Raw genomic sequence first — 13,592 nt, 5'->3', positions numbered from 1 at the left:
CAACATTCAAATTGTTGAGTACCTGTGGAAATCACATTCATCAAAATTAAAGTTAACTAAAGGTTAATTAGCTACTTTCGCATTCATGGAAAAGCCTAGCCCCATTGTTGGACATCGCGTGGACAAATCCACCCTTATCAGTCTTGAGAAGGGAAAAATACCACCTCAAGCAGTTGATTTAGAGGAGGTTGTGCTGGGCGCAATGATGATTGACAAAAAAGGGGTGGATGAGGTAATCGATATTCTTCATCCAGATGTTTTCTACAAGGATTCCCACAAGTATATCTACGAAGCTATCTTCAAATTGTTCGAATCTTCCGAACCGGTGGATTTATTAACCGTTTCGGCGCAATTAAAGAAGGATGGCAAGCTGGAAGCTGTAGGAGGTGATTTCTACCTGATAAAACTTACCCAAAAAGTAGCATCTTCAGCACATATTGAATTTCACGCCAGAATCATTCTCCAAAAATATATTCAAAGGAGTCTCATCAAGATTTCAAACGATATTATAGAGGAGGCTTATAGCGATGCCACTGATGTTTTTGACCTGCTGGATAATGCGGAAGCGAAATTGTACGAGGTTACCCAAGGAAACCTCAAACGTTCTGCAGAGACCGCTCAAAATTTGGTGATTCAGGCCAAAAAACGAATTGAAGAGATATCCAACAAGGAAGGACTGAGTGGAATTCCATCTGGTTTTGACAAATTGGATAAGTTAACCTCCGGTTGGCAGCCAAGCGATTTGATCATTGTTGCGGCACGTCCCGGTATGGGTAAAACGGCATTGACCCTTTCCATGGCTAGGAATATTGCGGTGAATTCAGAAATTCCCGTTGCCTTTTTCTCCTTGGAGATGTCCTCCGTGCAGTTGATTACCCGTTTGATTTCATCAGAAACTGGATTATCCTCCGAAAAATTACGGACTGGTAAGCTGGAAAAGCATGAATGGGAACAGCTCAACGTGAAAGTTAAGACCTTGGAAAAGGCACCTTTGTTCATTGATGACACTCCATCACTTTCCATATTTGACTTGAGGGCCAAGGCCAGACGATTGGCATCCCAACATGGCATCAAGTTGATCATTATCGACTACTTGCAGTTGATGACGGCAGGTGGAAGCCAAAAAGGAGGGAACCGTGAACAGGAAATATCCACCATCTCCAGAAACTTAAAGGCATTGGCAAAGGAACTCAACGTTCCCGTGATTGCCCTGTCACAGTTATCGAGGGCAGTTGAGACAAGGGGAGGCAGTAAACGACCCATTCTTTCCGATTTGAGGGAATCGGGAGCCATTGAGCAGGATGCGGATATCGTATCCTTTATTTACAGGCCGGAATACTATAAAATTGACGAGTGGGACGATGAGGAACGCACCCCAACCCAAGGTCAAGCCGAGTTTATTGTGGCCAAACACCGTAACGGAGGTTTAGAAAATATTAGGTTAAAATTTGTGGGTGCTCTGGGTAAATTTGATAACTTGGATGACTTTGATTCCCCATTCGAATTCCAATCGAAGATGAATGCGGATGAAGAAAATCCCTTTGCGACGCCAAATTATCCGAGTGCGGATGATGCTTTTGGCAGCGCAATGAACAGTGATGATGACCCAGATGATAATGACGTACCTTTTTAAAACAGCAAATCTTCAGTCACCTCGAACGAAGTCGAGAAGTCTTCTTTTCGTTTTGCTCTTACTTTCTTTACAATCTTTTGCCTCGGTGATTTTGGTACCCATGGATGCCGAAGGACAGAAGAATCATTTAAAAGCTTACGGAATTACCTATTGGGTATTGTCCAAACAGCAAAAGGTGCAATGGCTGCTCAATTACCGCGGCGGCTCTTTTTTGCTGCCGGACGGGGATGCCATCCGCAAGGAATGTCAAATTCGAGGCGTATCCTTTGAGGTACTGTCCGATGCACAGGCCGAGCAAATTTTGGATGAAATCAGTAGTCCATCACAGAATCAAGATGCTGTTATCTTGGAAAAGGCGCCCAAAATCGCTGTGTATTCCCCAAAGGGGAACCAACCATGGGACGATGCCGTTACCATGGTACTGACCTACGCAGAGATTCCCTACACCACCATTTACGATACGGAAGTCCTTGGCGATAAATTGGCACTGTATGATTGGTTGCATCTGCACCACGAGGACTTTACAGGACAGTACGGCCGCTTTTACGGCCACTATCGCGCTTCTCCCTGGTATATTGAGGATAAGGCCAACGCTGAGGCATTGGCGCAGAGCTTGGGCTATTCCAAGGTGTCCGAAGAGAAATTGGCCGTTGCCCTCAAAATAAGAAATTATGTGATTGGGGGCGGGTTCATGTTTGCCATGTGCTCCGCTACCGATAGTTTTGATATTGCCCTTGCTGCCGAGGGAGTGGATATCTGCGAACCGATGTTCGACGGAGACCCCTCGGATGCGAACTATCAGGCAAAATTGGATTTTAGCAAGACGTTTGCTTTCACCAACTTTACCTTGGAACGAAACCCCATTCGATATGAGTTTTCCTCCATCGATATGACGAACAAACGTGCCAACGTACCCCGGGAATCGGATTATTTCTCGTTGATGGAGTTTTCCGCTAAATGGGATCCTGTGCCTACAATGTTAACTCAAAATCATACGAGTTTGGTAAAAGGTTTTATGGGACAGACTACGGCCTATACCCGCAAGGAAGTTAAACCTACGGTAATGGTACTGGGCGAAAACAAAATCAACGGAGAGGCCCGATACATCCATGGTATCAAAGGGAAGGGTTTCTTCACCTTTTATGGAGGGCACGATCCTGAGGATTATCAACATAGAGTGGGGGACCCAAAAACGGAATTGGAATTACATCCCACTTCGCCTGGGTATCGCTTGATCTTGAACAATGTCCTTTTCCCTGCTGCCCGTAAAAAGAAGCAAAAGACCTAGCCCAAGTGCTCTTTAAAGAAATCTATGGTTCGTTTCCAGGCTAAATCGGCCGAGGCCTCATCAAAACGTGGCGTGGTATTGTTGTGGAAGCCATGGTTGACATCGGGATAAAAATGGACTTCGTAATCTTTATCAAGCTCTTTCAGCTTCGCTTCGTAGTCGGACCAACCTGCATTTACCCGCTCATCCAATCCAGCGTAATGGATCAATAGGGGAGCTTGGATTTGTGCTACTTCATCATCTTCGGGCTGACTTCCATAAAAAGGAACAGCCGCGGCTAAATCCGGCACTTTCACGGCCATCATATTGGAAATCCATCCACCAAAACAAAATCCGACCACACCCACCTTGCCATTGCAATCTTCATGATTTTTAAGGTATTCGTAAGCGGCGATAAAATCTTCCAACATCTCGTTGCGGTCTCGTTCCCTTTGCATGGCCCTTCCATCGTCATCGTTTCCGGGATAGCCTCCGAGTGGCGTCAAAGCATCGGGCGCCAACGAAATAAACCCAGCTTTGGCCGCTCTTCGCCCCACATCTTCAATATAGGGGTTAAGCCCACGATTTTCGTGTACCACAACAACACCGCCCATTTTACCGGTACTATTTTTTGGTTTGGACAACAATCCCTTGATTTCCCCACCACCCTTTGGGGAGTTATAGGTGATGAATTTGGAGTCCAGCTCTGGGTCATTGGGCGATACGGTCAGCGTATCCTTGTAATTGGGCATGATAAAGCTCATCAAAGAAGCTATAGTGATACCGCCAACGGCATACACCGAGAGTTTTTCCATGAATTCCCTGCGGTCAATCTGGTTATGGGCGTATTTGTCGTAGAGGTCAAAAACCTCCTGTTTGATGTCGTTTTTTTTTAGGGGTGCCATGCTGCTGCTTTTATTGTTTGTTCTTGAAGGTACAAATTTTCTAAAAGCAAATTGCTCGGATAGAATTATTTCAGGTGGGGTTGATTTCGTTAGATCAATTTCTCCAGAATACGCTCTACTCCAAAATCATCGTTGCTATGTGTCCTGTATTTGGCAGTCTTCAGTACATTGGGGTGCGCATTGGCCATAGCAAAACTATAATCGGAAAGCTCCAACATTTCCAAGTCGTTGTTGTAATCTCCAAAGACCATAAGTTCGTGGGATGCAACCTTGAATTCATCCATCACCTTTCGGAGTGCGTAGCCCTTGTGGGCATTTATGTTGGAAACATCCACCCAGTTGGCCCCGGAAACCTTCACTTTCAAATCACCTTCCAGGTGTTTCACGTGCGGATAAATGTGTTCCTCGGAGTTCTCGAAGTGGTAGATGGCAATTTTAAGGACTTCTTCGTTCACTGTTTTCTGGTCGGCTACAATTTCAAATTCAGAATAGTACTCTTGGAGCATTTCCAGAAATTCATCGGAGTCACCGCCCACAAAGGCATTGTTTTGGCAACAAAGTACAGGATGCACATTCTGCAGAGGGCGAACGGTATCGAGGATTCGATGTACTTCGGACAGGTTGATGGGTGTAGTGAGCAAGGTCTGCTCTTGTTTTCTGATCAGGGCCCCGTTTTCGGCAATCACCAAAATTTCGTTCTTGATGGACTCCAATTTATCGACCATGCTGTGGTATTGTCTGCCGCTTGCGGCCACAAAAGCGATATTTTTCTTTTTGAGCTCTTGGTAGATTTCAAAAAAACGGGGGCTTACCTCATGTTTGGAATTCAACAAGGTGCCGTCCATATCGGTAACCACCATTTTTATTTGTGATAGGTCCATGCCAACAAATTAAGCTGCAAAGTTATTTGTTATTCATCGAACTACGGGGCTGTTTTGGTAAACTTTATATTAATTTCGGGGGAAGCGAATGTTTTATCATGAATTTTTATCAGAAAGAAATACAATTGCCTGCCCATTCCAGGGGGTTTCATTTAATTACAGATACGGTACTCGATGCAATGCCCAACATAAGGAACATCAATACCGGGTTCTTACAGGTGTTCATCAAACATACCTCGGCCAGTTTGACCATCAATGAGAATGCCGACCCAACGGTTCGAACGGATTTTGAAAGCCATATCAACCAAATGGTCCCAGAAAACGCGGCGTATTACGTGCATAATTATGAGGGACCGGATGATATGCCCGCCCACATCAAGGCCTCGTTAATGGGGGCTTCGGTTCAAATGCCTATCACAAAAGGCCGATTAAACCTTGGAATTTGGCAAGGTATCTATCTTTGTGAACACCGAGATCACGCCTCGGGAAGGAGGCTGGTGCTCACAGCTTTTGGCAATTGATGCGCCAATTATTTGGTATAATTATTGTCGTTTAATCGACCAAACAAACCTTAAAAATGAGCATAAAAAGTATCCATCTGATTGTCCTTCTCATACTGCTTCCCTGTGTGCTTTTTTCCCAAGAATTCATTCAAGGACGCCTTTTGGATTCCGTATCAAAAGCACCTGTGGTGTTTGCCAATATTCTCTTGGAGGGCTCTTCCAAAGGGGTCATATCCAATGAGGATGGTAGTTTTAGAATTCCGATGGAGTTCAAATCCGAATACAAGGGTATTATTGTTTCGTCTTTGGGGTACGAGTCTGTTTCCGTTGCCATGGATGCGTTATCGGAAGACCGTCTCAACACCATTTATCTTATACCGAGAACCATAGCCTTGCAAGAGACCACAGTTGTTGGATATACCAATAGGTCGCTAGCGAAACGGATTGTAAGAAAAGCCATTAGGGCCATACCTCGAAATTTTTCAAAGGACCCTTTTTCCTTGGTTGGTTACTACAGGGACTATCAACAGGATAAAGGGGCATATCTCAATTTAAACGAGTCGATTGTTGAAGTTCGGGACGAAGGTTTTCGCAAGAGTGACGCCAAAACCACAAAGTATCAGATTTATCGCTTGGTGAAGAATGAGGATTTTCCTAGGGATACGATTTCGAGTATGTCCTACGATTACGAAAGTCAGAACAAGGTAATTGCCCAAGGGTTTCTGCCTTCTTATAATGGGAATGAGTTGGTTATTCTGCGGGTTCACGATGCCGTACGCAATTATGACATTGATTCCTATTCATTTGTGAACAACCTTCGAACGGATTTTGTACATAATCATGATTTCCAAATGGGAAGTGATGTATATCTGGATGGAGAATGGCTGTACAGCATACTCTTTGATACGAAAAAAGAAGACGTTGGAGCCAAGGGAAGACTCATCATATCCAAAAAGGATTACGCCATCTATGGATTGGATTATGCGGCCTATCAATGGGAAAAAGAGAGGAAAGTAGAGAGCCCTTTGGCTGATAACCCTTCGCAATTGATTTTCCACATACAATCTGAATATCGACCATATCAAGGTAAAATGTACCTGAACTATTTGTCCTTTAGCAATCGGTTCGTGGTGCGTTTGCCACCGGCATTCATGCTGAAAGACATAACCATCGATACCATCAATAAGCTAACTTGGCTTGAATTTAATAATCCAGTGAACGTTTCTTCTACATTGGATAAGGAACACTATGAGATATTTTTTAAAAAGAAAAGGGTAGCCTTTGAGCTATTGACAGGACATGGGGAGGATTACAAAGTGTTCATCAAGCCTATTTTCAATTCAGAAAAAGACGAGACCGCCTATTTTGCCAACGATAGGAAAGCCTTTAAGAAGCATATGGTGTACAAGGTGAAAGGGCTGATGGATGTTTACGGGAATATGCTGGGTTATTCCGAGCAAAAGGAATATTTGCAATACAGGGAATTTTTTACCCAACGAATACTACAAGGAAATGAGAATGCGGAAAACGGTGTTCCCATGGATAAGGAACGGCCATTGTTTGATCATGTCGTCACTGATGAATCTGTAGAGGCCGTGCAGGAATATTGGATGAATACCCCTCTTCAACAAACGGGCAATACTCCTAAATAGTTTGATAACGGACAAGAGGGGTATTTAAAAAAAGAATCCCGCACAAGGCGGGATTTTTCAATAAGCGGGGTAAGTTTATATTAACTTTTTACTTTACTTTCTCAACGATGGCCTTGAAGGCATCTGGGTGGTTCATGGCCAAATCGGCAAGAACTTTTCTATTGAGTTCTATTCCATTGGCTTTTACCTTGCCCATAAATTGAGAGTAAGACATTCCATGCATTCTGGCACCGGCGTTGATACGGGTGATCCATAAGGAACGGAATGTACGTTTTTTGTTTCTTCTATCGCGGTAGGCATAAAGCATTGCTTTTTCCACCGCATTCTTGGCTACTGTCCAAACGTTTTTACGTCTTCCAAAGTAACCTTTGGCTTGCTTCATCACTTTTTTTCTTCTAGCTCTTGAAGCAACTGAATTTACTGATCTTGGCATAATGTCATTTTTTTGTAGCAGGCGTCCCGTTTTTTGGGAACTTTTTAGGGCCCGACTCCATGGTTAATAATTAATGTACCGTTGGAACGATTATTTTAAACGCAATTGTTCCTTGATGTTGTCCTCATCCGCTTGGTGAACCAAGGTCGAATGGGTCAACTTAAGCTTACGCTTTTTCGATTTTTTCGTCAAAATGTGACTCTTGAAAGCGTGCTTTCTTTTGATTTTACCAGTTCCGGTAAGCTTAAAACGCTTTTTGGCACTGGATTTTGTTTTCATCTTAGGCATTTTCCTAGTATTTAACTCCGCTTATTATACCGGACTCGGTCCGATTTATTTTTTACTCGTCTTTGGCGCAATGAACATCGTCATCCGCTTACCCTCCAATTTGGGCATTTGCTCTACTTTTCCAAGTTCTTCCAAATCCTGGGCCAGCCTGAGCAGTAATATTTCGCCTTGGTCCTTGTAGACGATGGAACGTCCTTTAAAGAACACATAGGCTTTTAGTTTGGCACCATCTTTCAAGAACTTTTCTGCATGTCTTTTCTTGAAATCGTAATCATGGTCATCCGTTTGCGGCCCAAACCTTATTTCCTTTACGACCACTTTGCTCGCTTTGGCCTTCATGGCCTTATCGCGTTTCTTTTGTTCGTAAAGGAACTTTTTATAATCCATTACCTTGCAAACAGGTGGTTCAGCGTTTGGTGATATTTCAACCAAATCCAACTCCTGCTCGTTGGCTATTTCCCTTGCCTTGGAAATGGGATAAACGCCCATCTCAACATTGTCGCCGACAAGTCTAACTTCCCGGGCTTTTATTTTCTCATTGATGTTGTGAGGGTTTTTGTTCTCCCTCCTTGGTTGGGGTCTAAATCTTCTTCTAATTGCTATGACGTAAACTTTTTAATTAAACTTAATTTTTTAGAACGACTTTAAGGTACTATTTATTTCAGTAGTTACCAAGTCCGAAAATGCATCAACGCTTAAACTGCCCAAATCTTCACCTCCGTGTCGCCTGACCGAAATGGTGGCAGACTCCTCTTCTTGTTCCCCAACAATGATCATAAAAGGGATTTTCTTGAGCTCTGCCTCGCGGATTTTCTTCCCTACGGTTTCGTTCCTGTTATCAATGAGCGCGCGAATTTCGTGATTTTCTAGCGAATTCAAAACTTTTTGCGCATATTTTTCATGCTTCTCACTGACAGGTAGGACAATAGCTTGGGTAGGAATCAGCCACAAAGGGAAGTTTCCTCCGGTATGTTCCAGCAATAGGGCCACAAAACGCTCCATGCTTCCAAAAGGCGCACGGTGAATCATCACGGGCCTGTGCAGTTCATTATCACTTCCCTTATAGGTAAGGTCAAATCGCTTCGGCAGGTTGTAATCTACTTGAATGGTACCCAATTGCCAACTTCTGCCAAGCGCATCCTTGATCATAAAGTCCAGTTTGGGTCCGTAAAAGGCAGCTTCTCCGCTTTCAACTATGTAGTTCAAGCCTTTTTCTTCGGCAGCATCGATAATCGCCTGCTCGGCCTTTTCCCAATCTTCCTTGTTTCCAATATATTTTTCTGGGTTTTCCAAATCCCTGACGGATACCTGTGCAGTGAAGTTATCAAACCCTAAAGAATTCAATACATATAAAGTAAGGTCGATTACGTTTTTGAACTCGTCGTTCAATTGTTCCGTGGTACAGAATATGTGGGCATCATCTTGAGTGAACCCACGAACTCGTGTTAGTCCATGCAACTCTCCGCTTTGCTCGTACCTGTATACGGTTCCAAATTCCGCATAGCGTTTGGGCAAATCCTTATAGCTAAAGGGCTGGCTGTTGTATATTTCACAATGGTGCGGACAGTTCATGGGCTTGAGCAGGAACTCCTCATCCTCTTTTGGCGTATGAATGGGCTGAAAGCTATCTTCCCCATACTTTGCATAGTGACCTGATGTAACATAGAGTTCCTTCTGGCCGATGTGGGGAGTGACCACCATTTCGTAACCCGCCTTCTTTTGTGCTTTCTTCAGGAATTGCTCCAATCGCTCACGAAGGGCAGCTCCATTGGGCAACCAAAGGGGTAGCCCTTGGCCCACCTTTTGGGAAAAGGTAAAAAGCTCCAATTCTTTGCCCAATTTTCGGTGATCTCTTTTCTTGGCCTCTTCCAACAGTTGCAAATATTCCGTTAGTTCCTTTTGTTTGGGGAACGAGATACCATATACCCGGGTCAACTGAGTATTGTTTTCATCACCTCTCCAGTAGGCGCCGGCAACACTTAACAACTTGATGGCTTTAATGATACCTGTATTTGGAATGTGCCCACCACGGCATAAATCGGTGAAAGTACTGTGGTCGCAAAAGGTAATCGTACCATCGTCAAGGTTTTCGATGAGTTCTACCTTGTATTCGTTGCCTTGATTCTTATAATAGGAAAGTGCATCAGCCTTGGAAACACTTCTCATCTTGTAATCATGTTTGCCGCGGGCGATTTCCAATGCCTTTTTTTCAATGGAAGGAAAGTCCTTTTCTGAAATGGAATGGTCACCAAAATCCACATCATAATAGAAACCATTGTCTATGGCAGGACCAATAGTAAGCTTGATGCCTGGATACAGTTCCTCCAATGCTTGGGCGACTACGTGCGATGTGGAGTGCCAAAAGGCCTTTTTTCCCTCATCATCGTTCCAGGTAAAAAGAGTCAATCTGCCATCTTCGGTCAATGGTGTGGTGGTTTCAACCGTGGTATCATTAAATTTTGCAGAAATAACATTTCTCGCAAGCCCTTCGCTAATACTTTGGGCAACGGAAAAGGGGGTTGTTCCCTTTTCAACTTCCTTTACGGCACCATCTGGCAGTGTAATCTTTATCATCTTGTTTGAACTTCTATTTTTATAATCGAGAGGACAAAGATAATACCTTGTATAGATGCTACAATACCTACCTTAATATATATGCTGATTTTAATCCTCATAATAAAGGTAGGTTCAATTGTTTTTAAACCTTAAGAAAAGGCGAAGCGGAACTATTTTTGTGTTTTTAAAAAAAGTTGTATTTTTATCTGCTTCGATTTCAATTAGTTAAAAATGAATGTAGGGGCTAACTAAAAAATACTCTTGTTTGTTGTTGAAATGGTGTTACATTTGCAGCCCGAAAACAACAAAAGATGGTTGTTTTGGTAAGTTCAGAAGCATATTGATACATCGTTTTGAAGAATCGACAAGATTCGAAAAAAAACCGAAAAAAGGCATTGTGTAATCAAAAAAACGTTTTACATTTGCAGCCCGAAAAAACACTAAGGTGTTTCTAGGTAAAGTTCATGTAAAAAGACAGTTTTTTAGGTTAAGAAAATGTTTGGATTTTTTTTCAAAAAAAAGCTTGCCGGTTTAGAAAACAGTTGTAAATTTGCAGCCGCTTTACCAACGAGGTAAAGGTCTAAGCTAAGAGAGATTTTATATTTATATTGTTGACTTAGTTTTTGAAACAAAGAAGTTCATATACATATTGTAACGACAGCGTAGAATTAAGAAAGAACCATTTTGATGCAGGGACTCGGGTTTCCGGGTGTCGGACAGACATTCAAAGAAATACAATGAAGAGTTTGATCCTGGCTCAGGATGAACGCTAGCGGCAGGCCTAACACATGCAAGTCGAGGGGCATCACGGAAAAGCTTGCTTTTCTGGTGGCGACCGGCGCACGGGTGCGGAACGCGTATGGAACCTGCCCCTGTCAGGGGAATAGCCCAGGGAAACTTGGATTAATGCCCCATGGTATCGTTATATCGCATGATATTACGATTAAAGATTTATCGGACAGGGATGGCCATGCGTACCATTAGTTAGTTGGTGGGGTAACGGCCCACCAAGACAGCGATGGTTAGGGGCCCTGAGAGGGGGATCCCCCACACTGGTACTGAGACACGGACCAGACTCCTACGGGAGGCAGCAGTGAGGAATATTGGACAATGGGCGGGAGCCTGATCCAGCCATGCCGCGTGCAGGATGACGGCCCTATGGGTTGTAAACTGCTTTTATACGGGAAGAAACGCACCTACGTGTAGGTGTCTGACGGTACCGTAAGAATAAGGACCGGCTAACTCCGTGCCAGCAGCCGCGGTAATACGGAGGGTCCGAGCGTTATCCGGAATCATTGGGTTTAAAGGGTCCGTAGGCGGGCCTGTAAGTCAGGGGTGAAAGTTTGTGGCTCAACCATAAAATTGCCTTTGATACTGCAGGTCTTGAGTCATGGTGGGGTTGCCGGAACATGTGGTGTAGCGGTGAAATGCATAGATATCACATAGAACACCGATCGCGAAGGCAGGTGACCAACCATGTACTGACGCTGATGGACGAAAGCGTGGGTAGCGAACGGGATTAGATACCCCGGTAGTCCACGCCGTAAACGATGGATACTAGCTGTGGGGACTTCGGTCTCCGTGGCCAAGCGAAAGTGATAAGTATCCCACCTGGGGAGTACGTTCGCAAGAATGAAACTCAAAGGAATTGACGGGGGCCCGCACAAGCGGTGGAGCATGTGGTTTAATTCGATGATACGCGAGGAACCTTACCAGGGCTTAAATGCAGGCTGCATGGGGTAGAGATACCCCTTTCTTCGGACCGCCTGCAAGGTGCTGCATGGTTGTCGTCAGCTCGTGCCGTGAGGTGTCAGGTTAAGTCCTATAACGAGCGCAACCCCTACCGTTAGTTGCCAGCATGTCAAGATGGGGACTCTAACGGGACTGCCGGTGCAAACCGTGAGGAAGGTGGGGACGACGTCAAATCATCACGGCCCTTACGTCCTGGGCTACACACGTGCTACAATGGCCGGTACAGAGGGAAGCCACCCCGCAAGGGGGCGCGGATCTACAAAACCGGTCACAGTTCGGATCGGGGTCTGCAACTCGACCCCGTGAAGCTGGAATCGCTAGTAATCGGATATCAGCCATGATCCGGTGAATACGTTCCCGGGCCTTGTACACACCGCCCGTCAAGCCATGGAAGCCGGGAGTGCCTGAAGTCCGTCACCGCAAGGAGCGGCCTAGGGCAAAATCGGTAACTAGGGCTAAGTCGTAACAAGGTAGCCGTACCGGAAGGTGCGGCTGGAACACCTCCTTTCTAGAGAAAGAGATGTCCGGAAGATCCTTGTCCCGCACGAGATGGTTTTATCTCTGCGCTGTCGTTTATGATATGTTACAAATACTGGCAATAGGCCAAGACAGTCTCATAGCTCAGCTGGTTAGAGCGCTACACTGATAATGTAGAGGTCGGCAGTTCGAGTCTGCCTGAGACTACAAGTCGAAGAAGGACGAGAAGCCTGTGCTGAGCGCGGTCGAAGCAAGTCTGCCTGGGACTGTAAAGGAAGTTCATTGAGGAATATTGAATTGGAAATTTTAGAAGTTGAGTTACAGGGTTATCACTCATAACTCCCAACTAATAACTCATAACTGAAAGATGGGGGATTAGCTCAGCTGGCTAGAGCGCCTGCCTTGCACGCAGGAGGTCATCGGTTCGACTCCGATATTCTCCACCACGGCAAAGGCCGTCCGTCGATCTTGGTATCGGTGGCGGCGTGCCAGAAAGTTCATTGACATATTGGGACGGAGCGGAGCGGTATCATACCGTTCACGTGAAGTCAAAAAGAAGAAACACGAAGTAGAATAGAACAATTAAGGATTACGAGAGGGCGTCCCATATTTATATGGGATGCGACAAGCAAAAGAAGGGCGTATGGGGGATGCCTAGGCTCTCAGAGGCGACGAAGGACGTGATAAGCTGCGAAAATCCGCGGGGAGCTGCACATGAGCATTGATCCGCGGGTGTCCGAATGGGGCAACCCGGCAGGTTGAAGGCCTGTCACCCAGCAATGGGGGCGAACCCGCCGAACTGAAACATCTAAGTAGGCGGAGGAAGAGAAAACAAGAGTGATTCCGAGAGTAGTGGCGAGCGAAATCGGATCGGCCCAAACCGTTGTTGTTTCGGCAATGACGGGGTTGTAGGACCACAATGTTCTTTGCGCGACGAACCGGAAGCAGTTGGAAAGCTGCACGATATGGGTGACAGTCCCGTACGGGCAAGGAGCGTTAAAGATAGTGGTATCCTGAGTAGCGCGGGGCACGTGAAACCCTGTGTGAATCCGGCGGGACCATCCGCCAAGGCTAAATACTCCTGGGAGACCGATAGTGTACCAGTACCGTGAGGGAAAGGTGAAAAGAACCGTGAACAACGGAGTGAAATAGACCCTGAAACCATACGCCTACAAGCGGTCGGAGCGGATTTATCCGTGACGGCGTGCCTTTTGCATAATGAGCCTACGAGTTACTTTTACCGGC

General features: G+C 45.1%; 10 protein-coding genes, 2 tRNA genes and 2 rRNA genes (1 of these 14 cut by a window edge). 8 read left to right on the top strand and 6 right to left on the bottom strand.

Translation table 11 applies throughout. The features are described 5' to 3' along the window. Positions 1–85 precede the first annotated feature (85 nt). Both dnaB and EO130_RS01130 read left to right on the top strand, forming a co-directional pair. Positions 86–1,633 (top strand): replicative DNA helicase, encoded by a 1,548-nt coding sequence (gene dnaB, locus EO130_RS01135; RefSeq protein ID WP_127139702.1) that lies wholly within the window; start codon positions 86–88, stop codon positions 1,631–1,633. Continuing rightward, positions 1,617–2,921: an asparagine synthetase B gene (locus EO130_RS01130; protein WP_241244278.1), complete on the top strand. Its 1,305-nt coding sequence runs from the start codon at positions 1,617–1,619 to the stop codon at positions 2,919–2,921. Before dnaB ends, EO130_RS01130 begins: the two co-directional genes overlap by 17 nt. On the opposite strand, the gene EO130_RS01125 is transcribed toward EO130_RS01130, so the two are convergent. Then, on the bottom strand, positions 2,918–3,805 hold the full coding sequence (locus EO130_RS01125) for a dienelactone hydrolase family protein (RefSeq protein WP_127139700.1): 888 nt from the start codon (positions 3,803–3,805) through the stop codon (positions 2,918–2,920). The genes EO130_RS01130 and EO130_RS01125 overlap by 4 nt on opposite strands. An 89-nt stretch (positions 3,806–3,894) precedes the next feature. Further along, on the bottom strand, positions 3,895–4,686 hold the full coding sequence (locus tag EO130_RS01120) for an HAD family hydrolase (protein WP_127139699.1): 792 nt from the start codon (positions 4,684–4,686) through the stop codon (positions 3,895–3,897). A gap of 98 nt (positions 4,687–4,784) precedes the next feature. Between EO130_RS01120 and EO130_RS01115 the strand changes: the two genes are divergently transcribed. Next, positions 4,785–5,207 (top strand): secondary thiamine-phosphate synthase enzyme YjbQ, encoded by a 423-nt coding sequence (locus EO130_RS01115; RefSeq protein ID WP_127139698.1) that lies wholly within the window; start codon positions 4,785–4,787, stop codon positions 5,205–5,207. A 56-nt stretch (positions 5,208–5,263) separates the two neighbouring features. Beyond that, positions 5,264–6,841 (top strand): carboxypeptidase-like regulatory domain-containing protein, encoded by a 1,578-nt coding sequence (locus tag EO130_RS01110; protein ID WP_127139697.1) that lies wholly within the window; start codon positions 5,264–5,266, stop codon positions 6,839–6,841. 88 nt (positions 6,842–6,929) lie between these two features. Here EO130_RS01110 and rplT read toward each other — a convergent pair whose 3' ends face one another. The 4 genes from rplT to thrS all read right to left on the bottom strand — a co-directional run bounded on the left by rplT (position 6,930) and on the right by thrS (position 10,136). Further along, positions 6,930–7,274, bottom strand: coding sequence for a 50S ribosomal protein L20 (rplT, locus tag EO130_RS01105; protein ID WP_014033571.1), 345 nt, complete (start codon positions 7,272–7,274; stop codon positions 6,930–6,932). 90 nt (positions 7,275–7,364) lie between these two features. After that, a complete protein-coding gene (gene rpmI, locus EO130_RS01100) occupies positions 7,365–7,562 on the bottom strand; it encodes a 50S ribosomal protein L35 (RefSeq protein ID WP_108245191.1) in 198 nt (65 codons plus the stop codon). A 45-nt stretch (positions 7,563–7,607) separates the two neighbouring features. Beyond that, positions 7,608–8,159 carry a translation initiation factor IF-3 gene (gene infC, locus EO130_RS01095; RefSeq protein WP_206513101.1) on the bottom strand — a complete coding sequence of 184 codons (552 nt, stop codon included), beginning with the start codon at positions 8,157–8,159 and terminating at the stop codon, positions 7,608–7,610. 36 nt (positions 8,160–8,195) lie between these two features. Beyond that, positions 8,196–10,136, bottom strand: coding sequence for a threonine--tRNA ligase (gene thrS, locus EO130_RS01090; RefSeq protein ID WP_127139695.1), 1,941 nt, complete (start codon positions 10,134–10,136; stop codon positions 8,196–8,198). A gap of 716 nt (positions 10,137–10,852) precedes the next feature. Between thrS and EO130_RS01085 the strand changes: the two genes are divergently transcribed. From EO130_RS01085 to EO130_RS01070, 4 genes are all read left to right on the top strand, one after another. Then, positions 10,853–12,378 (top strand): 16S ribosomal RNA (locus EO130_RS01085). Between the two features lie 102 nt (positions 12,379–12,480). Continuing rightward, positions 12,481–12,554, top strand: a tRNA-Ile gene (locus EO130_RS01080). Positions 12,555–12,716: 162 nt separating this feature from the next. Then, a tRNA-Ala gene (locus EO130_RS01075) sits at positions 12,717–12,793 on the top strand. Positions 12,794–12,968: 175 nt separating this feature from the next. Beyond that, positions 12,969–13,592 (top strand): 23S ribosomal RNA (locus EO130_RS01070); it runs 2,193 nt beyond the window's last position. The 16S and 23S rRNA genes sit together here with 2 tRNA genes alongside, the layout of an rRNA operon.

This window comes from Flagellimonas marinaquae, assembly GCF_003992675.1.
In the GTDB taxonomy this organism is placed as follows: domain Bacteria; phylum Bacteroidota; class Bacteroidia; order Flavobacteriales; family Flavobacteriaceae; genus Flagellimonas; species Flagellimonas marinaquae.
The sequence above is the reverse complement of the archived record's forward strand: the minus strand, read 5'-3'. Positions and strand labels throughout refer to the sequence as shown.

Coding starts and splice junctions, on each gene's coding strand:
- dnaB (WP_127139702.1), top strand. CDS start 86: ATGGAAAAGCCTAGCCCCATTGTTGGACATCGCGTGGACAAATCCACC.
- EO130_RS01130 (WP_241244278.1), top strand. CDS start 1,617: ATGACGTACCTTTTTAAAACAGCAAATCTTCAGTCACCTCGAACGAAG.
- EO130_RS01125 (WP_127139700.1), bottom strand. CDS start 3,805: ATGGCACCCCTAAAAAAAAACGACATCAAACAGGAGGTTTTTGACCTC.
- EO130_RS01120 (WP_127139699.1), bottom strand. CDS start 4,686: ATGGACCTATCACAAATAAAAATGGTGGTTACCGATATGGACGGCACC.
- EO130_RS01115 (WP_127139698.1), top strand. CDS start 4,785: ATGAATTTTTATCAGAAAGAAATACAATTGCCTGCCCATTCCAGGGGG.
- EO130_RS01110 (WP_127139697.1), top strand. CDS start 5,264: ATGAGCATAAAAAGTATCCATCTGATTGTCCTTCTCATACTGCTTCCC.
- rplT (WP_014033571.1), bottom strand. CDS start 7,274: ATGCCAAGATCAGTAAATTCAGTTGCTTCAAGAGCTAGAAGAAAAAAA.
- rpmI (WP_108245191.1), bottom strand. CDS start 7,562: ATGCCTAAGATGAAAACAAAATCCAGTGCCAAAAAGCGTTTTAAGCTT.
- thrS (WP_127139695.1), bottom strand. CDS start 10,136: ATGATAAAGATTACACTGCCAGATGGTGCCGTAAAGGAAGTTGAAAAG.